This is a genomic window from Pseudomonas sp. PICF6, from assembly GCF_009831705.1.
Classification (GTDB): domain Bacteria; phylum Pseudomonadota; class Gammaproteobacteria; order Pseudomonadales; family Pseudomonadaceae; genus Aquipseudomonas; species Aquipseudomonas rhizophila.
In genome coordinates this window covers 520951-545981 of record NZ_WUUD01000016.1, presented here as the reverse complement: position 1 = coordinate 545981, position 25031 = coordinate 520951, and the positions used below count along the sequence as shown (strand labels likewise).

The 25031-nt window shown below is 60.1% G+C and carries 21 protein-coding genes; 12 read left to right on the top strand and 9 right to left on the bottom strand.

Going from position 1 to position 25031, the window contains the following annotated elements; genetic code table 11:
- Positions 1 to 69 precede the first annotated feature (69 nt).
- From GSM73_RS10225 to GSM73_RS10205, 5 genes are read right to left on the bottom strand one after another with little or no spacing between them, the layout of a single operon-like run.
- Positions 70 to 447: a response regulator gene (locus GSM73_RS10225; protein ID WP_047229102.1), complete on the bottom strand. Its 378-nt coding sequence runs from the start codon at positions 445 to 447 to the stop codon at positions 70 to 72.
- Positions 440 to 1720, bottom strand: a complete 1281-nt coding sequence (locus GSM73_RS10220; protein WP_047229103.1) for a hybrid sensor histidine kinase/response regulator — start codon at positions 1718 to 1720, stop codon at positions 440 to 442. Before GSM73_RS10220 ends, GSM73_RS10225 begins: the two co-directional genes overlap by 8 nt.
- Before the next feature lie 5 nt (positions 1721 to 1725).
- Positions 1726 to 2313, bottom strand: a complete 588-nt coding sequence (locus GSM73_RS10215) for a chemotaxis protein CheB (RefSeq protein ID WP_047229104.1) — start codon at positions 2311 to 2313, stop codon at positions 1726 to 1728.
- A complete protein-coding gene (locus GSM73_RS10210; RefSeq protein WP_047229105.1) occupies positions 2310 to 3125 on the bottom strand; it encodes a protein-glutamate O-methyltransferase CheR in 816 nt (271 codons plus the stop codon). Before GSM73_RS10210 ends, GSM73_RS10215 begins: the two co-directional genes overlap by 4 nt.
- A complete protein-coding gene (locus GSM73_RS10205) occupies positions 3125 to 6610 on the bottom strand; it encodes a response regulator (protein WP_160892392.1) in 3486 nt (1161 codons plus the stop codon). The genes GSM73_RS10210 and GSM73_RS10205 overlap by 1 nt, the downstream gene beginning before the upstream one ends.
- A gap of 247 nt (positions 6611 to 6857) precedes the next feature.
- Between GSM73_RS10205 and GSM73_RS10200 the strand changes: the two genes are divergently transcribed.
- The 10 genes from GSM73_RS10200 to GSM73_RS10155 all read left to right on the top strand — a co-directional run bounded on the left by GSM73_RS10200 (position 6858) and on the right by GSM73_RS10155 (position 18427).
- Positions 6858 to 7229, top strand: coding sequence for a response regulator (locus GSM73_RS10200; protein WP_047229106.1), 372 nt, complete (start codon positions 6858 to 6860; stop codon positions 7227 to 7229).
- Positions 7230 to 7309: 80 nt separating this feature from the next.
- Entirely contained in the window at positions 7310 to 8623 is a 1314-nt protein-coding gene (locus GSM73_RS10195; protein WP_160892390.1) for a glycosyltransferase, read from the top strand.
- A gap of 57 nt (positions 8624 to 8680) precedes the next feature.
- The gene (locus GSM73_RS10190; RefSeq protein WP_160892371.1) at positions 8681 to 9586 is read left to right on the top strand and encodes an AraC family transcriptional regulator; all 906 of its coding nucleotides are present in this window, start codon (positions 8681 to 8683) and stop codon (positions 9584 to 9586) included.
- 327 nt (positions 9587 to 9913) lie between these two features.
- Positions 9914 to 11224, top strand: coding sequence for a sugar ABC transporter substrate-binding protein (locus tag GSM73_RS10185; RefSeq protein WP_160892369.1), 1311 nt, complete (start codon positions 9914 to 9916; stop codon positions 11222 to 11224).
- Between the two features lie 140 nt (positions 11225 to 11364).
- Positions 11365 to 12297, top strand: a complete 933-nt coding sequence (locus tag GSM73_RS10180) for a carbohydrate ABC transporter permease (protein WP_139050046.1) — start codon at positions 11365 to 11367, stop codon at positions 12295 to 12297.
- A 10-nt stretch (positions 12298 to 12307) separates the two neighbouring features.
- Entirely contained in the window at positions 12308 to 13138 is an 831-nt protein-coding gene (locus tag GSM73_RS10175) for a carbohydrate ABC transporter permease (protein WP_047229111.1), read from the top strand.
- A 39-nt stretch (positions 13139 to 13177) separates the two neighbouring features.
- Positions 13178 to 14281, top strand: a complete 1104-nt coding sequence (locus GSM73_RS10170) for an ABC transporter ATP-binding protein (RefSeq protein ID WP_047229112.1) — start codon at positions 13178 to 13180, stop codon at positions 14279 to 14281.
- Positions 14282 to 14296: 15 nt separating this feature from the next.
- Entirely contained in the window at positions 14297 to 15778 is a 1482-nt protein-coding gene (locus GSM73_RS10165; RefSeq protein WP_160892367.1) for a mannitol dehydrogenase family protein, read from the top strand.
- A gap of 210 nt (positions 15779 to 15988) precedes the next feature.
- The gene (gene xylB, locus GSM73_RS10160; protein ID WP_160892365.1) at positions 15989 to 17476 is read left to right on the top strand and encodes a xylulokinase; all 1488 of its coding nucleotides are present in this window, start codon (positions 15989 to 15991) and stop codon (positions 17474 to 17476) included.
- A gap of 12 nt (positions 17477 to 17488) precedes the next feature.
- Entirely contained in the window at positions 17489 to 18427 is a 939-nt protein-coding gene (locus tag GSM73_RS10155; RefSeq protein ID WP_047229115.1) for a carbohydrate kinase, read from the top strand.
- A gap of 79 nt (positions 18428 to 18506) precedes the next feature.
- Here GSM73_RS10155 and GSM73_RS10150 read toward each other — a convergent pair whose 3' ends face one another.
- The 4 genes from GSM73_RS10150 to GSM73_RS10135 form a co-directional block, all read right to left on the bottom strand.
- A complete protein-coding gene (locus tag GSM73_RS10150; RefSeq protein ID WP_047229116.1) occupies positions 18507 to 18785 on the bottom strand; it encodes a DUF1652 domain-containing protein in 279 nt (92 codons plus the stop codon).
- 381 nt (positions 18786 to 19166) lie between these two features.
- The gene (gene ilvA, locus GSM73_RS10145) at positions 19167 to 20174 is read right to left on the bottom strand and encodes a threonine ammonia-lyase, biosynthetic (protein WP_076384591.1); all 1008 of its coding nucleotides are present in this window, start codon (positions 20172 to 20174) and stop codon (positions 19167 to 19169) included.
- Between the two features lie 198 nt (positions 20175 to 20372).
- On the bottom strand, positions 20373 to 21521 hold the full coding sequence (locus GSM73_RS10140) for a PQQ-dependent sugar dehydrogenase (RefSeq protein WP_160892363.1): 1149 nt from the start codon (positions 21519 to 21521) through the stop codon (positions 20373 to 20375).
- Between the two features lie 47 nt (positions 21522 to 21568).
- The gene (locus tag GSM73_RS10135; protein WP_160892361.1) at positions 21569 to 21910 is read right to left on the bottom strand and encodes a hypothetical protein; all 342 of its coding nucleotides are present in this window, start codon (positions 21908 to 21910) and stop codon (positions 21569 to 21571) included.
- A 198-nt stretch (positions 21911 to 22108) separates the two neighbouring features.
- Here GSM73_RS10135 and GSM73_RS10130 point away from each other — a divergent pair, with 198 nt between their 5' ends.
- Together GSM73_RS10130 and ligD are read left to right on the top strand one after the other, a co-directional pair.
- Entirely contained in the window at positions 22109 to 22999 is an 891-nt protein-coding gene (locus GSM73_RS10130) for a Ku protein (protein WP_076384587.1), read from the top strand.
- Positions 23000 to 23032: 33 nt separating this feature from the next.
- The gene (gene ligD, locus GSM73_RS10125) at positions 23033 to 25018 is read left to right on the top strand and encodes a DNA ligase D (protein ID WP_160892359.1); all 1986 of its coding nucleotides are present in this window, start codon (positions 23033 to 23035) and stop codon (positions 25016 to 25018) included.
- Positions 25019 to 25031: the final 13 nt, after the last annotated feature.

Below are 25031 nucleotides of genomic sequence, written 5' to 3'. Positions count from 1 at the left end.
TGATCAAGGATTTTGTGGCAGCAAAGCCTGCTCCCACAAAATCCCGCCCTGCACCCTGCTTTTACAGACCTAGGACAACATCGTCCGCATCATGTCCTGCAACACATCCAGGTCGAACGGTTTGCCCAGGATCGGCGCCTTGCGGGTGATGGGGCTGTCGGTGTCGCGCACTTCCTGGGCATAACCGCTGATAAAGATGACTTTCAGGTCGGGTCGCAACCGGACCGCCGGTTCAGCGATCTGCACGCCGGTGATACCCCCGGGCAGGCGGAAGTCGGTGATCATCATATCCAGGTGGGGCTTGCTGGCGAGGATCTCGAACGCCTGCTCACCGTTTTCGGCCTGCAGCACTCGATACCCCTCGCCCGACAGGTAGGCCGACAATACCATCAGGATCGACGGGTCATCCTCGACGATCAGTACAACGTCTTGCGCATCTTCACTCATGAGAAGCCTTTGTTCGATCAATAGCTGCTGATACGACCGTAGGGTCACTCAGAGGTTGCGTCTGTTCGACGGTTTTGGCCAGGACCGTTTTCTGCAAAGGCAGGCAGACGCGAAACAACGCCCCTTCATTGAGGCGGCTATTGACCGTAATAGTACCGCCATGGGCGGTCACAATCTGCTCGGAGATGAATAGCCCCAGGCCCAGGCCGGATGCGACTGCTTTGGACGACACCCGCTCGAACTGCTGGAAGATGCGCTGCTGGTTTTCCTCGCTGATGCCGATACCGTGATCCTGGACTTCGACGCAAGCATGGTCAGGCGTTTTGTAGACGCGCACCTCGATCGGGCTTTTCCCGCCGTAGCGCAAGGCGTTGGTCAGCAGGTTCGACACCACTTGTTCGATACGAAACTCATCCCATTGTCCCTCCACCGACGGCTCGGTCGAGCACGTCAATGTGCATTCGGCCGCCGCGATCTGCGGCTGGAAGTTGCGCAGCAGGTTTTCAACCAGTGTCGTCAGGTTGAAGCGGCTTGGTCGAATGGACAATTTGCCAGTACGAATCCGCGACACGTCGAGCATGTCCTCGATCAGCCGGATCAGGCTCTTGATCTGGCGCTCGTCGCGTTCAACCATCGCTTGCACCTTATCCAGGCTGAAGGCGGCGGCGTTGTCCCGGGCCAGGTGCATCTTGCGCAGTTGCGTCTCGAGAATCAGGCCGTTGAGAGGCGTACGGACCTCGTGGGCAACGATCGACATGAAGTCATCACGCATGCGAACCGCCTGTTCCAGCTCGCTGCGAGTAGCCTGCAACTGCTGCAACAAGGCCTCCTGCTCGCGGCGGCTCTCCTGCAATGCAATGACCTGCTCCTTCATCGCCTTTCTCTGGCGATACAGCTCGACGAACACATTGACCTTGCTTTTGACGGCGTGGTTGTCCAGCGGCTTGTGCAGGAAGTCCACCGCGCCACTTTCATAGCCGGTGAAGGCATAGTTGCGCTCACGGCCGGCGGCGCTGACAAAGATGATAGGAATGCTACGGGTCTTCTCCGTGCCGCGCATCAGCTCGGCCAGTTCAAAGCCGTTCATTCCCGGCATCTGTACATCGATGATGGCCAGGGCAAAGTCGTGTTGCAGCAGCAAGGACAGCGCCTCATCGGCCGACAGCGCTTTGAAAACCTGGCGGCCGTCGAGTTTGATCAGCGCTTCCAGGGCCAACAGATTTTCTGGCAGATCGTCGACGATCAGCAGTTTGGCTTGAATATCTCTTGGCATGTGGTTCATTCCAGAGCGGCCAACAATTGGCCGATGCCTTGCAAAGTGAGGATATGGTCGGGCTCTTGCAGGGCAAGTGCTGCTTCGGGCATGGTCGAAACCTGCGCTTCGCCGGGGTCCTGGACCACCGTGATTCCACCCAGCTCCCGGACCTTGGCCAGGCCCTGGGCACCGTCGTTGTTGGCGCCGGTCAGCACGACCGCCAGCAGGTTCGGACCGAAGGCGTCGGCGGCGGATTCGAACAGCACATCTATCGACGGCCGCGAATGGTGCACCGGTTCCTCCAGGCTCAACGAAAGACTGCGGTCGGCCTCGACCGACAGGTGATAGCCGGGTGTGGCTACATACAAAGTGCCCGGTTGAATGTTCTGCTTGTCCTGAGCTTCCTGCACCGGTATCGCCAGACGATGGCCGAAGACCTGGGCCATCTGGCTGTCACGCTCATCGGGCAGATGCAACACGACCAGAATGGGGACACCGAAGCCCTTTGGCAGTTGCCCGAAGACTTTGAGCAGCGCTTCGACGCCGCCGGCGGATGCACCGACGACAATGGCTTGAATGGGCGATCTGGATCTGTGCATCGTCTGATTCATAACTTGCGATAGATCCGTTCCTGTTTGACCAACGGCTCGAATTGCTTGCCGAAAGACGAAAAATCCAGTGTCTCTTTACTGCCCAGTACCAGGAAACCTCGGTGACAGAGGGACTCATGGAACAATCCGAACGCGCGATCTTGCAGCTTTTTGTTAAAATATATCAAGACGTTACGACATGAAATTAACTGAGTTTCTGAGAATACGCTATCAGTCGCCAGGCTGTGATCGGCAAAGGTCACGTTCTCGCGCAGGGTTTTGTCGAACATCGCGTAATCGTAGGCGGCGGTGTAGTAATCGGCAAATGACCGCCGCCCTCCCGCGCGCTGATAATTCTGGGTGTAGGCCCGTACGTTCTCGAGCGAAAAAATGCCCTGCTTGGCTTTTTCCAGGGACCGCGGATTGATGTCGGTGGCATAAATCAGCGTGCGGTCCAGCAGCCCTTCCTCGCGCAGCAGGATCGCCATGGAATAGACCTCCTCCCCGGTGCTGCAACCGGCGATCCAGATCTTGATCGAAGGATAGGTCTTGAGCAGCGGCACCACTTCTTCGCGGATCGCCAGGAAATGCGACGGGTCGCGAAACATCTCACTGACAGGGATCGTCAACAGTTGCAGCAGTTGCATGAACATGCCCGGGTCGTGCAACACGCGCTCCTGCAGTGCCGAGATGGTCTTGCACTCGAACTGGCTCAGCGCGTGCTGGACCCGACGCTTGATGGAGGCGCCGGAATAGTCCCGAAAATCGTAGCTGTACTTGAGGTAGATCGCGTCGATCAACAAACGGATTTCAATGTCAGTGTTACGTTCCACTAAATTCTTTCCATATTCGGCAACCACACGCGAATCAGCGAGAACAGACGATCCAGATCGATCGGCTTGGCCAGGTAATCGTTGGAACCGGCCGCCAGGCAGCGCTCCTGATCATCCTTCATGGCCTTGGCCGTCACGGCAATGATGGGCAGCTTGCGCCAGCGCGGGTCCTTGCGGATCAGCGCGGTGGCCTCGAAACCGTCCATCTCCGGCATCATCACATCCATCAGCACCAGGTCGATGTCGTCGACTTCGTTCAGACGCTCGATCGCTTCATAGCCGTTACGGCCGATGACGACGATCGCCCCCTTGGCCTCCAGGGCACTGGTCAGGGCGAAAATGTTGCGCACATCATCGTCCACCAGCAGCACTTTACGGCCCTCGAAAACCTTGTCGCGGCTGCGGGCGGTCCTGAGCATCCGCTGCCGTTCATGGGACAACCGGGATTCGACTTTGTGCAGAAAAAGTGTCACTTCGTCCAGCAACCGCTCCGGCGAACGGGCGCCCTTGATGATGATCGAGCGTGAATACTTGCGCAGTTCGGCTTCTTCATCGCGGGTCAGGTTGCGTCCGGTGTAGACAATCACGGGCGGGAATGAGCAGATATCTTCGGTGGACATGCGCTTGAGCAGGTCATTGCCCAGCATGTCAGGCAGCTTCAGGTCGATGATCATGCAGTCGTAGACGTTGCTTCGCAGCAGGTCCAGGGCTTGCTGCGCCAGGCCGACAGCGGTGATCTCGATGTCATCGTCACCGATCAGCCGGGTGATACTGTCGCGTTGCAAATCATCGTCCTCCACCAGCAGCACCCGCTTGACCTTCTGGGTCAGCTTGGCTTCCAGGCGGGCGAATACCTCCTTGAGTTCTTCGCGAGAGGTCGGTTTGACCGCATAGCCGACGGCGCCCATGTGCATCGCGGCTTCTACGCGATCCTCGACGGAAATCACATGTACCGGGATGTGCCGGGTTCCAGGTTGCTCCTTGAGCCGCTGCAACACCGTCAGCCCGGAGTGATCCGGCAGGCGCATGTCCAGCAGGATTGCATCGGGGCTCAATTGCGAAGCCAGGTCGAAGCCTTCATCGGCACCTTGGGCCACCAGGCACTGGTAACCGAGTTCGTGGGCCAGGTCGAACAGGATCCGGGCAAAGCTGGACTCGTCTTCGATCACCAGAATGCAGCGGGTGTTGAACGGTGCCTTGTCGCGGTCATCGGCGAAGGGGGCGACGGGCACATCGACCTGGGCGATCAGCGGTGCGCTGACGGGTTCAGGGGGCGCGGGTGGCGCCATTGTGGTGGTCGCAGTGAACATCCCCGGTTCTACCAGCGGCTCACCCGACTCGACATAGCGTTCTGGCAATACCAGCGTAAACACACTGCCCTGCCCCGGCTCGCTGGAGACAGAGATCGAGCCGCCGAGCAAGGTGGCCAGGTCGCGGGAAATCGACAGGCCCAAACCGGTCCCGCCGTACCGGCGATTCGTAGTGCCATCGGCCTGGCGGAAGGCTTCAAAGATGCTTTGTTGCTGATCGGCGGCGATGCCGATTCCTGAGTCCCGCACCATGAACGCGATGCCCGCCCCGGCCTGGCCGGCCACCGTCAGGCATACCGTGCCTTTCTCGGTGAACTTGATGGCGTTGGACAGCAGGTTCTTGAGTACCTGCTCCAGACGCTGGCGGTCGGTATACAGCATGGCCGGGGCGTCGGGCAGCAGTTGCACCTCGAAGCTCAGGCCTTTTTCCGTCGCCAGGGGCATGAACATGTCACGCAAGCCTTCCACCAGGCGCGTCACGCCGGTGTTCTCCGGACGCACTTCCAGTTTCCCGGCCTCGACCTTGGAAATGTCGAGAATGTCATTGATCAGGTTCAGCAGATCGTTACCGGCGGAATAGATCGACTCGGCAAATTTCACCTGTTCCTCGTTGAGGTTCTGCTGCGGATTCTCCGCCAGCAGTTTGGACAGGATCAGTGAGCTGTTGAGCGGTGTACGCAGTTCATGGGACATGTTCGCCAGGAACTCGGACTTGTATTTGCTCGAACGCTGCAACTCTTCGGCGCGTTCCTGCAACTGGATCTGCGCCAGGTTCAGCTCGCTGTTCTTCTGGTCCATGGCGTCGCGTTGTTCAGCCAGTTGCTCGTTGGTCTGCTCCAGTTCCTGTTGTTGGGCTTCCAGATGCGCCTGGGACTCCTTGAGGATGCGTGACTGCTCTTCCAGCTCTTCGTTGGCGGTCCGGAGTTCTTCCTGCTGAACTTGCAGCTCTTCGTTCAGTTGCTGGGTTTCGGCGAGGACTTCCTGCAAACGCTGCCGGTAACGGGCCGCTTCGATGGAGGTGCCAATATTGCCGGCCACCAGTTCCAGCAGTTCGATATCGCGATCGGTCACAGGTCGCAGGAAGCCCAGTTCGACAACGCCGTTGATCCGGTCATCGTCACTGGTGGGCATGACCAGTACGCTGTTGGGCAAACCCTGGCCCAACCCCGAACTGACTTTCAGGTAGTCGTCGGGCACGTCATCCAGGCGGATGAGTCGCGCCTGTTGGACCGCCTGGCCAGCGATGCCTTCGCCGACAACGATCACCTGTTGCTTTTGCTCTTCATCCTCTCGGGACATGCCGTAGGTGGCGACGCGCCTGAGCAGGCCGCTTTCTTCCCGCGCATACAGTGCGGCCACTACAGCGCCCATGTATTGGGCACAGAACTGCAGGATGTTGCGTCCCAGCAGGTTCAACGTCAGTTGCCCCAGAACCTGCTCGGCCAGTAGCGTCTGGCCATTGCGCAGCCAGGCCTGTTTTTCCAGATGCAAAGCACTCTGCTGCTGGACCTTCAGGCTGGCGCTGTAATTGTTGGACAGCCCCAACAGATCCCGGCGCCCGACATAGGCCAGCAAGCCGCTGACGGCGGCCACGAACAACAGGTACAGAGCGATGCTCCAGAGGGTGGTGGTGCGCACCTGGTCGTTGCGTTCGGCACGCAGCTGCTGCTCGGATTCGACGATATCCTCGTAGGTCTTGCGTATTTCATCGGTCAAGCGCTTGCCACGCCCGGCCTTCACCGCTCCCCGGTAATCGCCACTGCTGCGTTGCAGGTCGATCATGCTTTGCGCGTAGTTGGCCCACTCCACCTGGAGCGCTTGCACTTTATGCAGGCGGTCGGTCTGGATCGGGTTGTCGGCTGTCAATTCCAACAATGTCTCCAGGGCGACGGCAATGCGCGGTTTGGCCACTTCATAGGGGTCGAGGAAATGCTCGTCGCCCGTCAGGAGGTAGCCGCGCATGCCGGTTTCCAGATCCACGCTCAGCTTGAGCGCTTCATTGGCATTATTGATCACCCGATCGGTATGCCCGACCCATTGGATCACCGACAGCAGATAGGTGATCAGCACAATGAAAAACACCGCGCTGAGGGCGCCCATGCCCAGTGGCAGGCTGATATTGCGGCTCAGGAGCTTGCGAAAACTTTGCTCGTCAACCGAAGACGAAGGAGTCATGGAATAAGCCTTGGTGGACAGTTGAAAACCGTGGAGTTTGCCGAAAAATACCGGTTGGATCCACATTCTGACGGGGCAAAGGCGCAAACTCCACGAAAAGCCTGAGGAAGCGACGATCCTTGTCAGCTCTTGTACTATAGATCCTTTCTTGTACAACCCAGGGAACTTGTGCCCCCTCGCTACTTACTCATGCATAAGGCCGTTTTTTGGCACACCTCCCCAACCCAATCCCCTGAGAATGTCTACCATGCACAACCCCGCTCCTGATACCCAGCCGACCATTCTGGTAGTCGAAGACGACGACATCGTACGTATGTTGATTGTCGACGTGCTGGAAGAGCTGGAATACCAGGTACTGGAAGCGGACGGCTGCGAACAGGCCTTGGCGTATCTGCGTAACGATGCGCAGCCCATCGCCCTGATGATGACCGATGTCGGCCTGCCGGTGATGGACGGTCGCGAGCTGGCCAAGCAGGCCCGATCGGCTCGGCCTCAGTTACCCATTCTGTTTGCCAGCGGTTACGCCGAAAGCATCGATGTGCCGGAAGGCATGGCGGTGATTGGCAAGCCTTTTTCCATCGATCAGTTGCGCGACAAGGTCAACGGCATTCTTTCTTGAGCCTGACGCAATTGTTGGTCACTATCGGCGCCCCGCGCTGATAGCGCCCACGTCGATTCGTTCCAAGGAAGCACCCGCTCATGCGTCAACCCACCGCCACCAAGGTCCTGGTTATCGGCTATGTCTGGCCCGAGCCGCGTTCATCGGCTGCCAGCGGGCACGTCATGCAGATCCTCGAAGCCTTCCTTGGGCAAGGCTGGGACATCACCTTCAGCAGTCCCGCGGGCCCTGGCGAGAACCGTGCCGACCTGATCGCGCTGGGGATCGGCGAAGTGCCGATCGAGCTCAACAGCAGCAGTTTCGATACATTCATCGCTGAACTGGCCCCGGATATCGTGTTGTTCGACCAGTTCATGATGGAAGAACAGTTCGGCTGGCGGGTCGAGAAACACTGCCCCGGCGCCCTTCGGGTGCTGGAGACGTCCGATTTGCAAAGCCTGCGCCACGCCCGGCATCAGCGGCTCAAGGATCGGTTGAAGAAGGATGACGTTTCCCAGGATTTCAGCGATCTGTTTGCGCAGGACCTGCCTCAAGCGTTCGAGTTGATGGCCGGCACCGACCTGGCCAAGCGGGAAATCGCCGCCCTGTACCGGTGCGACCTGAGCCTGATGGTGTCCGAAGTCGAGATCGAGTTGCTGGTAGAGCACTTCAAACTGCCCCGCAACCTCTTGCATTGGTGCCCACTGATGCTGGACCTGCCGAGCGAAGCACGCGTGCCGTTCGAAGACCGGGCGCATTTCCTCAGCATCGGCAATTTCCGCCACGCGCCGAACTGGGACGCCGTGCTCTGGATGAAAAACGCCATTTGGCCATTGATCCGCCAACAGCTGCCTGATGCGCAACTGCACCTGTATGGCGCCTACACCCCGCCCAAGGCTGCGACGCTGCACAACCCGGCCCAAGGGTTTCACATCATGAACTGGGCCGAAGACGCGCTGCAGGTCATGTCGGCGGCGCGTGTCTGTCTGGCGCCGTTGCGTTTCGGTGCCGGCATCAAGGGCAAGCTGATCGATGCCATGCTGTGCGGCACACCCAATGTCACCACACCCATCGGCGCAGAAGCCATGCACGGTGAAATGCCCTGGCCCGGAGCGATTGCCCAAAGCGCCGAAGATATCGCCCACGCCGCTGTGCAGTTGTACCGCGAGCAGAGCCTTTGGACCCGCGCCCGGGATAACGGCCTGGCGCTGCTGGCGGACCGTTACCGCCGACAGGTCCACGCCCAGGCGCTGATTGATTGCCTCGAAGCCTGTCGCGCCGACCTTGAGCAACGGCGCCGGGATAACTTCACCGGCAGCATGTTGCGTCATCACCAGCACAAGAGCACTCAATACATGTCCCAGTGGATTGAGGAGAAGAACCGCAACAGTCAGGCGGGAAGCGTTACGGGGTAGCACCCGTGCGGCGAAGGGGGCATTATCCAGCGGCAATAACAATAAAAGCGCCAGGCCATGACCCGAACTGCAAGAGTCACCGACCCTTCCTATGAGCTGATGGACGACCATAACGGGCTGTCCATCATCTATCGCCAGCACGGTTTCCCGTGCCCGCTGGTGCGCTGGCATTTCCATAAGGAATACGAGTTGCACCTGATCGTCGCCAGCTCCGGCAAGGTATTCATCGGTGACTATATCGGCAACTTTTACCCGCAATCGCTGTTTCTCACCGGCCCCAACCTGCCCCACAACTGGATCAGCCAGGTCGCCGAGGACGAAGTGGTGCCCAAGCGTGACATGCTGGTGAATTTTACCGACGAGCTGTTCGAGAGCGGCCATCAGGTGTTTGCCGAGCTCAAGACCGTCGCGCCGTTGCTGGAGCGCGCCCAGTACGGCATCGAATTTCGCTGCAAGCGCACTATCCGCCAGGCCATGATCCTGATGCAGCGCATCGCCGATTCCCAAGGCATGAGCCGCCTGGGGCATTTTTTCATCCTGATGGAGCTGCTGGCCGCAACCGATGACTATCAGTTGCTTTCCGGGGCCACCGCTGCGCAACCGGCGGACGAGCACAGCGTTGACCGTACCAACCGCGCGGTGGATTACATCTTTGCCCATTACGCACGGGAACTGTCCCTGGAAGAAGTGGCCGAACATCTGGGCATGAAACCGACGTACTTCAGCCGCGTCTTCAAACAAGCCACCGGCCGCTGTTTCATCGAGTTCGTCAATCGCCTGCGTATCAGCAAGTCCTGCGAGTTGTTGGCCGACGGCGACAAACCGGTGACGGACGTGTGTTTTGAATCGGGCTTCAACAACATATCCAACTTCAACCGGCGCTTTCAGCAGCTCAAGGGCATGACCCCTTCCCATTACCGGCGCCTGGCGGTGCAGCGGTTGACCGAACAGAACCAGGGCTGACAATCCCAGGTTATCCTTGTGGCGGGAATTTATGTGGGAGCAAAGCTTGCTCGCGATGCAGGCGCCTCGGTTCTCCGGAAGACCGCGTCATCCTCATCGCGGGCAAGCTTTGCTCCCACACAGCGGGGATAAATCCCCTCGCCACAGCTAACCCCTTCTCAGACCAAATCCCATCCAGTGCAAAAAAGTATCAGCGCAAGTGCGACGGATGATTTGTCTCGCCGGCGATTGAGGGCTGTAATCAGCGCACATTCTTCCCTTCATCCGGAAGACACAAAAACAATAACTGTCCTTCCGCAGCCCTTGGGCGCGGAAAAGGAGTGCGCGATGAAACCTTCGGTAAAAGCTCTGCTTGTCTCCACCTGCATGACCCTCAGCAGCGTCAGTTTCGGCGCACAGACCCTCACCATTGCCACCGTCAACAACAGCGATATGATCCGCATGCAAAAGCTCTCGAAGACCTTCGAGGCTGAGCACCCGGACATCAAGCTCAATTGGGTGGTGCTCGAAGAAAACGTCCTGCGCCAGCGCTTGACCACCGACATCGCCACCCAGGGCGGGCAGTTCGACGTGCTGACCATCGGCATGTACGAAGCCGCACTCTGGGGGGGCAAGGGTTGGCTGGAGCCGATGAAGGATTTGCCGGCCAGTTATGCCCTGGATGATATTTTTCCGTCCGTGCGTGAAGGCCTATCGGTCAAGGGCACGCTCTACGCCCTGCCGTTCTATGCCGAAAGCTCGATCACCTACTACCGCACCGACCTGTTCAAGGACGCCGGGCTGACCATGCCCGAACACCCGACCTGGACCCAGATCGGTGAGTTCGCGGAAAAACTCACTGACAAGACCAAGGAGCAATATGGCCTGTGTCTGCGAGGCAAGGCTGGTTGGGGCGAAAACATGGCGCTGATCACGACCCTGGCCAACGGTTTTGGCGCGCGCTGGTTCGATGAGAAGTGGCAGCCGCAGTTCAATGGCCCCGAGTGGAAGAATGCCCTGAACTTCTACGTCGACAACATGAAGAAATCCGGCCCGCCGGGCGCTTCCAGCAACGGTTTCAACGAGAACCTGGCGCTGTTCAACAGCGGCAAATGTGCAATCTGGGTCGATGCCAGCGTCGCCGGTTCGTTCGTCACTGATAAGACCCAAAGCAAGGTGGCCGATCACGTCGGATTCACCTTCGCCCCCCATGAAACGACTGACAAAGGCACCTCGTGGATGTACTCCTGGTCGCTGGCCATCCCCGCCAGTTCCAAAGCCAAGGAAGCGGCCAAGGTCTTTACCATGTGGGCGACGTCCAAGGAATACAGCCAATTGGTCGCCAAGACCGATGGCGTTGCCAACGTACCGCCAGGCACACGTACGTCGACTTATAGCGACGACTACATGAAGGCCGCGCCGTTTGCCAAGGTGACCTTGGAGTCGTTGAAAGTCGCTGACCCGAAAGCCCCCACTCTCAAGCCTGTGCCTTATATCGGTATCCAGTTGGTGACCATTCCTGAGTTCCAGGCCATCGGCACCCAGGTCGGCAAGTTCTTTTCGGGCGCGTTGACCGGCCAGCAGACCGTGGACCAGGCGTTGACCGCAGCGCAGTCCACCACGGAACGCGAGATGAAACGCGCAGGTTATCCCAAGTAACCCCGACGTCAATGTGGGAGCGAGCCTGCTCGCGATGAGGCCGGCACATTCAACATCTATGTTGCCTGACCCTGCGCTATCGCGAGCAGGCTCGCTCCCACAATGGATTTTTGTAGGCCCGCACAAATCGGTTCAATGCCATGAATAGTTCAACGACAACCGCCAAAGCACACAGCGAGATTGCCCCACCGGTTCGCAAAAACCGCTTGGCCAATCCAGGCTGGTTTCTGGTCAGCCCCTCGGTGGGGTTGCTGCTGCTGTGGATGATCGTGCCACTGGGCATGACCGTCTACTTCTCGCTGATCCGCTACAACCTGCTTTACCCCGGCGAGAACGAATTTGTCGGGCTGGAGAATTTCACTTACTTCCTGACCGATTCGGGCTTCGTCCCCGGGGCGACCAACACTCTGCTGCTGGTGGGCAGCGTGTTGCTGATCAGCATCGTGTTCGGGGTGTTGATCAGTGCGCTGCTGGAGGCCAGCGAATTTTTCGGCCGGGGCATCGTGCGGGTATTGCTGATTTCACCGTTCTTCATCATGCCCACGGTGGGCGCGCTGATCTGGAAGAACCTGATTTTCCACCCGGTCTCGGGAATTCTCGCCTCGGTGTGGAAACTGTTCGGCGCACAGCCGGTGGACTGGTTGGCCCACTACCCGCTGCTGTCGATCATCATCATTGTGTCCTGGCAATGGTTGCCCTTCGCGATCCTGATCCTGATGACGGCCATGCAGTCCCTCGATCAGGAACAGAAAGAAGCCGCCCGCCTGGATGGCGCGGGGCCCATCGCGATTTTCTGGCATCTGACTCTGCCCCATCTGGCGCGCCCGATTGCGGTGGTGCTGATGATTGAAACCATTTTCCTGCTGTCGGTGTTCGCCGAGATTTTCACCACCACCAACGGCGGCCCCGGCTATGCCTCGACCAACCTCGCCTACCTGATCTACAACCAGGCGCTGGTGCAGTTCGACGTCGGCATGGCTTCGGCCGGCGGCTTGATTGCCGTGGTGATTGCCAATATCGCCGCCATCATCCTGGTCCGGATGATCGGCAAAAACCTCACCGACAAGAACTGAGGCCGCAGCCATGACACTTCAACAATCCCGTCGCCTGCAAAGCCTGCTGCTGGGGACGCTGGCCTGGGCCATCGCGATCCTGATCTTCTTCCCGATCTTCTGGATGGTGCTGACCAGCTTCAAGACCGAAATCGACGCGTTCGCCACGCCGCCGCAGTTCATCTTCACGCCGACGCTGGAGAACTACCTGCACATCAACGAGCGCAGCAACTACTTCAGCTTCGCCTGGAACTCGGTGGTGATTTCCTTCAGCGCCACCGCCCTTTGCCTGCTGATTGCGGTGCCGGCGGCCTACTCCATGGCGTTCTATGAAACCCAGCGCACCAAGGGCACGTTGCTGTGGATGCTCTCCACCAAAATGTTGCCACCGGTGGGCGTGCTGATGCCGATCTACCTGCTGGCCAAGAGCTTTGGCCTGCTGGACACGCGGACTGCGTTGATCATCATCTACACGCTGATCAACCTGCCGATCGTGGTCTGGATGATTTACACCTACTTCAAGGACATTCCCCGCGACATCCTTGAAGCCGCGCGTCTAGATGGCGCCACGCTGTGGCAGGAAATGGTTCGTGTCCTGTTACCCATCGCCAAGGGTGGCCTGGCCTCCACCGTACTGCTGTCGCTGATCCTGTGCTGGAACGAGGCGTTCTGGTCGCTGAACCTCACCTCGTCCAAAGCCGCGCCGCTGACGGCCCTGATCGCGTCCTACTCCAGCCCCGAAGGCTTGTTCTGGGCCAAGTTGTCGGCCGTCTCGACCCTGGCCTGCGCACCGATCCTGATTTTCGGCTGGATCAGCCAGAAACAGCTGGTACGCGGTTTGTCCTTCGGCGCCGTGAAATAACGCGCCCTACACAATAATCAGAAGTGGAGGCCCACCATCATGGCCAACCTGAAAATCAAGAATCTGCAAAAAGGCTTCGAAGGTTTCTCCATCATCAAGGGCATCGACCTTGAAGTGAACGACCGTGAGTTCGTGGTCTTTGTCGGCCCGTCGGGTTGTGGCAAGTCCACGCTGCTGCGGTTGATCGCCGGCCTGGAAGAAGTCAGCGACGGCACCATCGAGCTGGACGGCCGGGACATCACCGAAGTCAGTCCGGCCAAGCGCGACCTGGCGATGGTGTTCCAGACCTACGCGCTTTACCCGCACATGAGTGTGCGCAAGAACATGTCCTTCGCCCTGGACCTGGCCGGCGTGCCCAAGGCCGAGGTCGAGAAAAAGGTCAACGAAGCGGCGCGCATCCTCGAATTGGGGCCGATGCTTGAACGCAAGCCCAAGCAGTTGTCCGGCGGCCAGCGCCAGCGTGTGGCGATTGGCCGGGCCATCGTGCGCAACCCGAAAATCTTCCTGTTCGATGAACCCTTGTCCAACCTCGACGCCGCCCTGCGCGTGCAGATGCGCCTGGAACTGGCGCGACTGCACAAGGAACTGCAGGCGACCATGATCTACGTCACCCACGATCAGGTCGAAGCCATGACCCTGGCCGACAAGGTGGTGGTGCTCAACAGCGGGCGCGTCGAACAGATCGGCTCGCCGCTGGAGCTGTATCACCAGCCGGCCAACCTGTTTGTCGCCGGGTTCCTCGGTACGCCAAAAATGGGCTTTCTCAAAGGCAAAGTCACACGGCTGGAGAACCAGGGTTGTGAGGTCCTGCTGGACGCCGGTACCCGGATCAGCCTGCCCCTGAGTGGGGCCAGCCTGAGCGTCGGCGGCGCGGTGACCCTGGGGATTCGCCCGGAGCATTTGAACCTGGCACAACCGGGCGATTGCACGCTGCAAGTCACCGCCGATGTCAGCGAACGTCTGGGCAGCGACACCTTCTGTCACGTCGTCACCGCCTCCGGTGAAGCCTTGACCATGCGCGTGCGCGGCGACCTGGCGAGCCGTTTCGGTGAGCAACTGAACCTGCACCTGGATGCTGAACACTGCCACTTATTCGATGCCGAGGGCGTGGCGGTCACCCGTGCGCTGCGCATCGCCGCCTGATTACCGAGACTTGTGATGAAACTCAATCGACAGAACCTGCACAACCTCAGCCCTGAGGTCGCCCTGCCCGCTTATTCCTTGAGCGAGATCAGCCAGGGCATCGCCCACATCGGCGTCGGCGGCTTCCACCGCGCGCACCAGGCTTACTACACTGATGCGCTGATGAACACCGGCACCGACCTGGACTGGGCCATCTGCGGCGTGGGCTTGCGGGCCGAAGATCGCCGCGCCCGGGATGACCTGGCCAGCCAGGACTACCTGTTTACCCTGTACGAGCTGGGGGACACCGACGACACCGAAATCCGGGTGATCGGAGCCATCAATGACATGCTGCTGGCCGAAGACGGCGCCCAGGCCCTGATCGACAAACTGGCCGACCCGCAAATCCGCATCGTCTCGCTGACCATTACCGAGGGCGGCTATTGCATCGACGACAGTAACGGCGAGTTCATGGCCCACCTGCCGCAGGTCCAGCACGATCTGGCCCATCCTGACGAGCCGAAAACCGTCTTCGGTTTCCTTTGCGCAGCCTTGGCCAGGCGCCGGGCCGCCGGCACCCCGGCGTTCACCCTGATGTCCTGCGATAACCTGCCGCACAACGGTGCCGTGACCCGCAAGGCGCTGCTGGCATTCGCCGCGTTGCGCGACGCCGAGCTGGGCCAATGGATCGATCGCCACGTGAGCTTCCCCAACGCCATGGTTGACCGCATCACGCCCATGACCAGCGTCGCCCACCGGCTGCAACTGCATGACGAGCATGGGGTCGACGATGCCTGGCCGGTGGTCTGCGAGCCTTTCGTGCAGTGGGTCCTGGAAGACAAATTCGTCAACGGTCGCCCGGCCTGGGAAAAGGTCGGCGTGCAGTTCACCGATGACGTCTCGCCCTATGAAGAAATGAAAATCAAGTTGCTCAACGGCAGTCACCTGGCGCTGACCTACCTGGGTTTTCTCAAGGGTTATCGCTTCGTCCACGAAACCATGAACGACCCGCTGTTCGTGCGTTACATGCGTGCCTACATGGACCTGGACGTGACCCCGCAACTGGCACCCGTGCCAGGGATCCACCTGACCGACTACAAGAACACGCTGGTGGAGCGTTTTTCCAACCAGGCAATTGCCGACCAGTTGGAGCGGGTGTGTTCGGACGGCTCGTCGAAGTTTCCCAAATTCACCGTGCCGACGATCAACCGCTTGATTGCCGACGGCGGCCAAACCCGTCGCGCGGCGCTGGTGGTGGCGGCCTGGGCCGTGTACCTGAAGGGCGTGGATGAGAACGGCGTGACGTATTCGATCCCGGACCCGCGGGCGGCGTTCTGCCAGGCGCTGGTGGCCGACGATGCGTTGGTGACCCAGCGCCTGCTGGAGGTCGAAGAGATTTTCGGTACGGCCATTCCCCACTCGCCCGAGTTCGTGGCAGCCTTCGAGTGGTGCTGCAACAGCTTGCGCGAACACGGGGTCACGCGGACGCTTGAGCGAGTGTTGGCTGACGCGGACTAAACTGCGCACGCAATCCGCTTCTGTGGCGAGGGGATTTAGCGAAACGTCGCACCGCCCCGTTGGGTCGCGAAGCGGCCCCCAGACGTGCTGCCTACACCGAAGCCGCAGATACATTGGGCCCGCTTCGCAGCCCAGCGGGGATAAATCCCCTCGCCACAGGTATTCCCTGGCCACAAGTTCTGTGTTTTGTTCTTTGATCCGAGGGTTTTTATGGCAAACCAACAACTGTTCCTGGGCATCGACTGCGGCACCCAAGGCACCAAGGCACTGATCCTGGATACGCTCAGCGGCCAGGTGCTCGGCCAGGGTGCCGCTGCCCACAGCATGATCAGCGGGGCCAACGGTCGCCGTGAACAAGACACCCAGCAATGGCTCGATGCATTCACCCAGGCGACTCACCAAGCCCTGGCCGCCGCCGGGGTCGATGGCCAGGCGATCCTCGGCATCGGCGTGTCCGGCCAGCAACACGGCTTGGTGCTGCTTGACGACCAGGGCCAGGTCTTGCGCCCGGCCAAGCTGTGGTGCGACACCGAGACGACGCCGGAAAACGATCGGCTTTTGGCCTACCTGGGGGGTGAAGACGGCAGTCTCACACGCCTCGGCGTGGTGATCGCGCCGGGCTACACGGTTTCCAAACTGCTCTGGACGCGGGAGCAGCATCCCCAGGTTTTCGAACGCATCGCCAGCATCCTGCTGCCCCACGACTTTCTCAATCACTGGCTCACCGGCCGCCATTGCAGCGAATACGGCGACGCCTCGGGCACCGGCTATTTCAACGTACGCACCCGTCAATGGGACGCGCGGTTGCTGGAGCACATCGATCCCAGCGGCCGGCTGCAATCGGCTTTACCGGAGCTGATCGAGGCCCATCAGCCGGTCGGGCGGATCCTGCCGGCCGTTGCCGCGCACCTGGGCATCAACCCTGACGCGCTGGTGGCCAGCGGGGGTGGCGACAACATGATGGGCGCTATCGGCACCGGCAACATCCAGCCCGGCGTGATCACCATGAGCCTGGGCTCCTCCGGCACGGTCTACGCCTATGCCGCCGAACCTGCGGTCAGTCCGCAGCCGTCGGTGGCAACCTTCTGCTCATCCAGCGGCGGCTGGCTGCCGCTGATCTGCACCATGAACCTGACCAACGCCACCGGGGCCATGCGCGAGCTGCTGGAGCTGGACATCGACGCCTTCAACGCCTTGGTGGCAAGGGCCCCGATAGGCGCCGAAGGCGTGTGCATGCTGCCGTTTCTCAACGGCGAGCGGGTTCCCGCCCTGCCCCATGCCACCGGCAGCCTTTTCGGTCTGACCACCACCAACCTGACCCGGGCCAATCTGTGCCGGGCGGTGGTCGAAGGCACCACCTTCGGTTTGCGCTATGGCCTGGACCTGCTGCGCGCCAACGGGCTCGAGGCCCAGAGCATCCGCTTGATCGGTGGGGGCTCGAAAAGCCCGGTTTGGCGGCAGATCGTCGCCGACATCATGGATACCACGGTCATTTGCACTGAACAGAGCGAAGCGGCCGCCCTGGGTGCGGCGATTCAGGCGGCGTGGTGCCATTCAGGCTCACAGCAAAGCCTGGCCGATCTGTGCGAGCGCTGTGTCAAGCTCGACCCAGCCAGCGAAACCCGGCCCATTACCGAGCAGGTCGCAGCATCGCAAAAAGCTTATGCCAACTATCAAGAACGTATCGCAACCCTTTGAGATAAAAGAACTATGTATTTGGTATGTGGTGAAGCACTGTTTGATTTTTTCAGCGAAAACGAGATGGGCGGTCCGGCGTCGCAGGTCAACTTCAAAGCCATCGCGGGCGGCTCGCCGTTCAACGTGGCAGTCGGGTTGCGACGCCTGGGCGTGGAATCGGCACTGTTTGGCGGGCTGTCCACGGACTACCTGGGCCGACGCTTGCATCAGGTCCTGGCTGCCGAAGGTGTCAGCACCGAGTACGCACTGGACTTCGACGCGCCTACGACCCTGGCAATGGTGGCGGTCGGTGCCAACGGTTCGCCCCACTATAGCTTTCGCGGTGAAGGATGCGCGGACCGGCAACTAGGCCTGGACCACCTACCGGTGCTCGGTGAGCACGTACGGGGGCTGCATGTCGGCTCCTTCTCTCTTGTGGTGCAGCCGATTGCCGACACCCTACTGGCCTTGGTGCGACGCGAGAGCGGTAAACGCCTGGTCAGCCTGGATCCGAACGTGCGACTCAACCCGCAACCGGACATCGAACTGTGGCGCTCGCGAATCGCAACGCTGGTCGAATATGCCGATTTGATCAAAGTCAGCGACGAAGACCTGAGTCTTCTTTATCCCGACCAACCGCCACAGACCATCATCGAGCGTTGGATGGAGCACCGTTGCCAATTGGTGTTCCTTACCCGTGGCAGTCAAGGCGCGACGGTATTCAGCCGCCAGCACGGTTCCTGGTCAATGCCGGCATGTTCGGTGCAGATCGCCGATACCGTGGGCGCCGGGGACACCTTCCAGGCGGCGTTGATTACCTGGCTGACCGAGCACCAACTGGATTCGGTGGAAGGCCTGCATACCCTGACCCGTGAGCAGGTGAGCGAGATGCTCGCTTTTGCCATGCGCGCAGCTGCGCTGACATGCGGCCGGACCGGACCGGATCTGCCTTACCGGCAACAATTGGATTGAGCTGTTTGGGAAAAAGCACGGCACCGGGTTCGGACAATGACCGAACCCGGAGGTGATTCCTGGGAAGACAAGGCCGTGATCAGCGCCCGGTCATGCGGTGTTGCTGATGGAAGTGATTACCGGTGTGGTGATTTTGGTCGAGTTCGGAGCGCAACTCGGCGATCAGGTCGTTGATTGCCCGGCAGCCATTGAGTTTATTGGCATCGATATCGGTTTTGATCAATGCCACACGATCGGTTTCATGATCGTCATAGATCTTGATTGTCATCGACAAATCAGGTGACAACGTGCATTGCGAGCGCTTGGGCAGCAAGCTGCTTTCAATGATGTTTCGCATTTCGAGGGCAGATAAAAACATGGCGACTCTCTCCTGTTGAGGCGGCCAATTTATGTTCACGACGGCGGTATTTTCGTCCGTTCTTCCCTGCGGACTGGGACTACGAATGCCGTGCCGTTCGTTCGTTCTTGGCGTTTTCTAATTAATGAGCCCGTGCAGCGACTCCCTAATCATCCCGCAAAAAATATGCCTGCTTTAAAGAAAATCCCGATTGATCCAAATCAACTACTTAGCGTCCAGGACTGTGAGAGCGCGCGTGCAAATTGCAAGGAAGCGGGATTTTCCTCATGCAAACTGCAATCGCCAGTGATCCTGTCGCAAGCTAGATTAGACCCTATTGCGCAGGGGTGAGTGGGCACCCGTCGGCTGCTTCGAAAAAAGTGTGACGTCGCGTAAAAAACGTCAAATGACTTCGGCGCCAGCCCGCTCTGCCACATGGCGCAGGCTATCGAAGTTGATATTCGCGCCGGAATCGATTGCCACCAGTGTTTGGCCTCGCGCGCCGGTCTGGGCGACGTACTGCTTGATGCCGGCGACCGCCAAGGCGCCCGAGGGCTCGGTTATCGACCGGGTATCGTCATAGATGTCTCGGATGGCTGCGCACAATTGGTCGTCAGTGACGGTGATCACGTCATCAACGCAGAAACGGCAGATGTCGAAGCCGTAGGCCCCTATTTGTGCGACAGCCACGCCATCGGCAAAGGTTCCCACGCTTGCCAGACTGACCCGTTCACCGACTGCCAGCGCCGCTTGGAGACAGGCGGAATGTTGTGACTCCACCCCGACAATGCGAACCTCCGGGCGCAGGTACTTGACGTAGGCCGCGACCCCGGCAATCAGCCCCCCGCCACCGACCGGGACAAAAATCGCGTCCAGGCTGCCTGGGTGTTGACGCAGGATTTCCATGGCGACGGTGCCCTGCCCGGCGATCACGTCCGGATCATCGAAGGGCGAAACGAACTCTCGTCCGGTCTGTCGGGCCAGCTCCAGTGCGTATTCCAAGGCAAAGGGAAAGCTCTCCCCGTGCAGCACTGCTTCGGCGCCCCGGTTGCGCACGCCCAGCACCTTGAGCTGCGGTGTGGTGAGTGGCATGACGATGCTGGCCGATATGCCCAGCTCCCGCGCGGCCAGCGCCACGCCCTGGGCATGATTGCCCGCCGAAGCGGTGATGACACCGCGAGCCCGTTGCTCGGCGGTCAGTTGCACCAGTTTGTTGTAGGCGCCACGGATCTTGAAAGAAAAAGTCGGCTGCAGGTCTTCACGCTTGAGCAGGATCCGGTTGCCCAAGGCTTCGGACAGTCCGGTGGCCGCTTGCAACGGCGTGCGCATGGCCAGTTCGTACACCGGCGCGGCCAGAATCTTCTTGACGTAATGTTCTAGCAGGGCTTGCTCGGGGCGGGTGGTAGGCATGGCGGTCTCCTGGTTTGGACAAAACTCCGGAGACAGAAAGAAAAAACCTGCCTCGGAGGCGGGTTGGGTGCAGTCGTCAGCTAGCCCGCCAAATAAGGAATGGCGGTAATAATGCTTGGCTGGCTACGCAATACGGTGCTGGTCATGCCTGGAAATTAGCCTGCCGCTGGCTGGCAAGTCAATGGGCACTGTTGCGAATCACTTGAGCCCGACTTTATAGAGCGTCCCATCGTCATCATCTGTCAGCACGTACAGGAAACCATCCGGCCCCTGGCGCACGTCGCGGATGCGCTCGCCAAGCTCACCCAGCAGGCGTTCTTCGTGCACGACCTTGTCACCCTCCAGTTCCAGGCGGATCAGATTCCGGGACACCAGCGCACCGATGAACACGCTGTGTTGCCAGGCCTTGAAGCGGTCACTGTCATAGAACGCCATGCCGCTCAGCCCGGGTGACACTTCCCATACATGAAAAGGGCCAAGCGTGCCTTCGGCGGTCTTGCCGCCGGCTTCCGGGATCGGCGCCCCAGAGTAGTTGATGCCGTGAGTCGCCAGCGGCCAGCCGTAATTTTTGCTGCGTTCGATGATATTCAGCTCATCGCCGCCCCTGGGACCGTGCTCGTTCTCCCACAACGTACCGTTCCAGGGATTGAGCGCCGCCCCTTGGGGGTTGCGAACGCCGTAGGACCAGATCTCGGGGCGTACGTTTGCCTGACCGACAAACGGGTTATCGTCCGGCACCTTGCCGTCGGGGTAGATGCGCACGATCTTGCCCTGGAGCTTGTCCAGGTCCTGGGCCGTGGGCCGCTCGTTGTTTTCCCCCAGGGTGATGAACAGATAGCCGTCCCGGTCGAACACCAGGCGCGACCCAAAGTGGTTCCCGGTGGAAAGCTTGGGCTGCTGGCGGAAAATCACATTGAAGTTCTTCAGACTCTGCAGGTCTTCGGACAATTGCCCACGGCCCACGGCGGTGCCTGCCTTGCCGTCATCGCCGGCTTCGGCGTAAGACAGGTAGACCGTACGGTCCTGCTTGAAGTCCGGCGACAGCACGACGTCCAGCAAACCGCCCTGGCCTCTGGCCCAGACCTCAGGTACGCCGTTCAATGGTGCCGAGAGCTGGCCATCCGGGCTGACCCGACGCAGGTTGCCCGCTCGCTCTGTCACCAACATGCCCTGTTGATCAGGCAGGAAAGCTACGGACCAGGGGTGTTCGAGCCCCTTGACCACGGTGGTCACCTCCACCGTGCCCTCCTCGTTCTTGAGTTGCCGGCTTTGCGCGGCAGACGCCGGCGTGGCGAGAGTCAGTACAGCGCTGGCGCAGAATGCGGCCAGGAGTGTTTTACGCAACATGCACACTTCCTTCTGTGGTGTGAATAAAGACTGCCAGGGCTCGGTACTCAGCGAATGTCGTTTGAGGTGTCCCTCGGCGGTGGATTGGGCTTGATGGTAGGCCGTGGCGAGCCGGCAGGCTGACCGGAACGGGGATACCCGTTGCCGATACCGCCATTTTCCAGCGTGGGTCGCCGGGGAACGGGAACGGTCGGGTTGTTATGGATCATCGGCACGTTGGGCCGGGTGCCCTGCATGCTGTTGGGATTGGCCCGGCGGATCGGGCTGTTATAGGGATTGTTGTTACCTGGCAGGTTCTGGGCCAGGACCATGGCCCCGCGGTCGGGCGTTGCCGAGTGGGCGGCGGTGGTCAGCAACAGCGTCATGAGAGTGAGTAGCAGCCTGTTCATCGGAGCACCTCTTGGATTCAGGCATATCGAAAGCACGCTACGCCGCCGGTTCGCCGTTGTTAAGGGAAATGTCCGTCCGAAGATGTAACCAAGCGTCTCGAAGGCAATGCGGGGCGGGTCAACCGGCGCTCCATGGAAACTTTTGCGAACGCCGCAAGGTCACCTGAATGACTCATTCATCGGCAAGGAACCCCCTCCATGGCACGGGCAATCTGGAAAGGCGCAATCAGCTTCGGACTGGTCCACATTCCTGTGGCGCTGGTGTCGGCCACGTCCTCCCAGGGGGTGGATTTCGACTGGCTGGACAAGCGCAGCATGGACCCGGTTGGCTATAAGCGAGTGAACAAGGTCACCGGCAAGGAGGTGACCAAGGAAAATATCGTCAAGGGTGTGCAATACCAGAAAGGCCAGTACGTTCTGCTCAGCGAAGAAGAGATTCGCTCCGCCCACCCCAAGTCCACCCAGACCATCGATATTTTTTCTTTCGTCGACAGCGACAAAATTCCCCTGCAAAACATCGACACGCCCTACTTCCTGGCGCCAGACAAACGCGGCGGCAAGGTCTACGCCCTGCTGCGCGAAACCCTGATCAAGACCAACAAGGTGGCGCTGGCCCATGTCGTGCTGCATACCCGCCAGCATCTGGCAGCGCTGATGCCGCTGGAGTCTGCGCTGGTGCTGGTGATGCTGCGCTGGCCCGCCGAAGTGCGCGAACTCGACATCCTGGAACTGGGCGATGAAGTCATCAAGCCAACCCTGGCCAAGGGGGAGCTGGAAATGGCCAAGCGGCTGGTGCAGGACATGAGCGCCGATTGGGAACCGCAAGAGTACCGGGACAGCTTCGAAGACAAGATCATGGAACTGGTGGAGAAAAAGGCCAAAGAAGGCCGCCTGGAGGCGGTGGAAACCGATCCGGGTGAAGAGCAACGCAAGAGCGCCGATGTCATCGACCTTACCGAACTGCTCAAACGCAGCCTGGGCGGCAAGGGCAAGGCGCCAGAAAAGCCTGCCGGAAAAACCGCTGCAAAGCCCGCAAAGACCAGCAAGTCCGCTCCCGCGAAAAAAGCCACCAAGGCCTCCCGGGGCTAATCCCCGGGCGCCAGCAATACAAGGGAATCCGTCATGGCCAAGGCCGAGAGTGAATACGCCCGTTTGTCCGGTGCCGAGCCGGAGCACAAGCACAGCCGCAAGCGCACCCGGCAGAGCCAGACCGGTAGCAGTGCCCTTCCCGAGCGCTTGTTGCCGCAACGCGCCACCCCCGTTGAGCAGCCCCCGGCCGGTGAATGGCGTTATGAAGTCCAGTTCGATGGCTATCGCCTGATGGCCCGCATTGAAGCGGGTCAAGTGCGATTGCTCAGCCGCAATCAACAGGACTGGACCGACCGACTGCAATTGCACGCCGATGCGTTGTCTGAGCTGAATCTGGGTGACAGCTGGCTCGACGGCGGCCTCGTTTCGCTCGATAACGACGGCCACTCTGACTTTGTGGCCCTGCGACAGTCGTTCGAGATTGGCCGCACGGTAGACCTGGTGTACGTCCTGTTTGATGCGCCTTTTTTAAATGGCGTCGATCTGCGCCAGGCGCCGGTTGAAAAACGCCGGGCAGCCCTCAAGAAGGCGCTGAAGAACAATGCCAGCAAGCGCCTGCGCTTCTCTGAGTCGTTTTCCGCCAACCAGCACGACATTTTTGAAAGTGCCAACGCCCTCGCACTCGATGGCGTGATCGGCAAACGCCTGGGCAGCCCCTATGTGTCGCGCCGCAGCGCCGACTGGATCAAACTCAAGTGCCGTCTGCGCCAGCCGTTCGTGATCGTCGGCTTCACCCGCCCCAAAGGTCGGCGCAATGGTTTCGGTGCACTGTTGCTGGCGGTCAACGGGCCCGAGGGATTGATGTATGCCGGCCGTGTCGGCACAGGGTTCGCACAAGCCCGGCTCAAACAACTGCACGAGCAACTCTGTAGCCTGGAGCGGGACGATTCGCCACTGGTCGCACCGGTCAGCAGCGCGCAAAGCCGCGGCGTGCATTGGGTAGAGCCAACCGAGGTCTGTGAAGTCGAGTTCGCTGATTGGACCCGCGACGGCCTGGTGCGCCAGGCGGTGTTCCTGGATCTACAGAACGACATACCGGCAAGCAAGGTTGTGCGTCAGCAGCCAGTTCCGATAAAACCCCTGTCCGCCAAAACCACGCCTCGCGGCAAAGCCCGTAGCGTACAGGTCTCAGGGGTGGAGATTTCCCACCCTGAGCGCGTCATCGACAGTGTCAGCGGCGTGCAGAAAGTCGAACTGGCGCAGTACTACGAGGACATCGCTCCCTGGATTCTGCCGCACCTGAAGCAGCGCCCGGTTGCCCTGCTCAGGGCGCCAGAGGGAATCGGCGAAGAGCAGTTCTTTCAGAAACACGCCGATCGCCTGGACATTCCCCACATCAAACAGCTGGATTCGCGACTGGATCCCGGGCATGCCGCGCTGATGGAAATCGACAGTGTGCAGTCGCTGGTCAGCGCGGCCCAAATGGGCACGGTGGAGTTGCACACATGGGCCGCCACGCATGATCGGATCGAGACGCCGGACCTGTTCGTTCTTGATCTGGACCCCGACCCGTCGCTGCCCTGGAGCGCGATGATCGAGGCGACTCGCCTGACCCTCTCGGTGCTCGACGAACTGGGTTTGCAGGCCTTCCTCAAAACCAGCGGAGGCAAAGGCATGCATGTCATCGTGCCGCTGGCGCGCAGTGAAGGCTGGGACATTACCAAGGCTTTCGCCAAGGCCATCTCCCTGTTCATGACCCGGCAGATGCCGCAGCGGATCACCGCGACCATGGGGCCGAAGAATCGTGTCGGGAAGATATTTGTCGACTACCTGCGTAACGCCCGGGGCGCCAGCACCGTCAGCGCCTATTCCGTGCGCGCTCGGCCAGGTCTGCCGGTATCCGTGCCGATTGCCCGGGCCGAGCTTGACGGTCTGCGTAACGCCCAGCAGTGGGACATCTATACGGCCCTAGAACGGGCCAGAAACCTGGGCGCCGATCCTTGGGAGGGGTACAACCATCGCCAGCGAATCACGGCCAGGATGTGGGAGCAACTGGATGCGCAAAAACCTGGGGAATGACGCAGGTACGGAG

Coding starts and splice junctions, on each gene's coding strand:
- GSM73_RS10225 (WP_047229102.1), bottom strand. CDS start 447: ATGAGTGAAGATGCGCAAGACGTTGTACTGATCGTCGAGGATGACCCG.
- GSM73_RS10220 (WP_047229103.1), bottom strand. CDS start 1,720: ATGCCAAGAGATATTCAAGCCAAACTGCTGATCGTCGACGATCTGCCA.
- GSM73_RS10215 (WP_047229104.1), bottom strand. CDS start 2,313: ATGAATCAGACGATGCACAGATCCAGATCGCCCATTCAAGCCATTGTC.
- GSM73_RS10205 (WP_160892392.1), bottom strand. CDS start 6,610: ATGACTCCTTCGTCTTCGGTTGACGAGCAAAGTTTTCGCAAGCTCCTG.
- GSM73_RS10200 (WP_047229106.1), top strand. CDS start 6,858: ATGCACAACCCCGCTCCTGATACCCAGCCGACCATTCTGGTAGTCGAA.
- GSM73_RS10195 (WP_160892390.1), top strand. CDS start 7,310: ATGCGTCAACCCACCGCCACCAAGGTCCTGGTTATCGGCTATGTCTGG.
- GSM73_RS10190 (WP_160892371.1), top strand. CDS start 8,681: ATGACCCGAACTGCAAGAGTCACCGACCCTTCCTATGAGCTGATGGAC.
- GSM73_RS10185 (WP_160892369.1), top strand. CDS start 9,914: ATGAAACCTTCGGTAAAAGCTCTGCTTGTCTCCACCTGCATGACCCTC.
- GSM73_RS10180 (WP_139050046.1), top strand. CDS start 11,365: ATGAATAGTTCAACGACAACCGCCAAAGCACACAGCGAGATTGCCCCA.
- GSM73_RS10175 (WP_047229111.1), top strand. CDS start 12,308: ATGACACTTCAACAATCCCGTCGCCTGCAAAGCCTGCTGCTGGGGACG.
- GSM73_RS10170 (WP_047229112.1), top strand. CDS start 13,178: ATGGCCAACCTGAAAATCAAGAATCTGCAAAAAGGCTTCGAAGGTTTC.
- GSM73_RS10165 (WP_160892367.1), top strand. CDS start 14,297: ATGAAACTCAATCGACAGAACCTGCACAACCTCAGCCCTGAGGTCGCC.
- xylB (WP_160892365.1), top strand. CDS start 15,989: ATGGCAAACCAACAACTGTTCCTGGGCATCGACTGCGGCACCCAAGGC.
- GSM73_RS10155 (WP_047229115.1), top strand. CDS start 17,489: ATGTATTTGGTATGTGGTGAAGCACTGTTTGATTTTTTCAGCGAAAAC.
- GSM73_RS10150 (WP_047229116.1), bottom strand. CDS start 18,785: ATGTTTTTATCTGCCCTCGAAATGCGAAACATCATTGAAAGCAGCTTG.
- ilvA (WP_076384591.1), bottom strand. CDS start 20,174: ATGCCTACCACCCGCCCCGAGCAAGCCCTGCTAGAACATTACGTCAAG.
- GSM73_RS10140 (WP_160892363.1), bottom strand. CDS start 21,521: ATGTTGCGTAAAACACTCCTGGCCGCATTCTGCGCCAGCGCTGTACTG.
- GSM73_RS10135 (WP_160892361.1), bottom strand. CDS start 21,910: ATGAACAGGCTGCTACTCACTCTCATGACGCTGTTGCTGACCACCGCC.
- GSM73_RS10130 (WP_076384587.1), top strand. CDS start 22,109: ATGGCACGGGCAATCTGGAAAGGCGCAATCAGCTTCGGACTGGTCCAC.
- ligD (WP_160892359.1), top strand. CDS start 23,033: ATGGCCAAGGCCGAGAGTGAATACGCCCGTTTGTCCGGTGCCGAGCCG.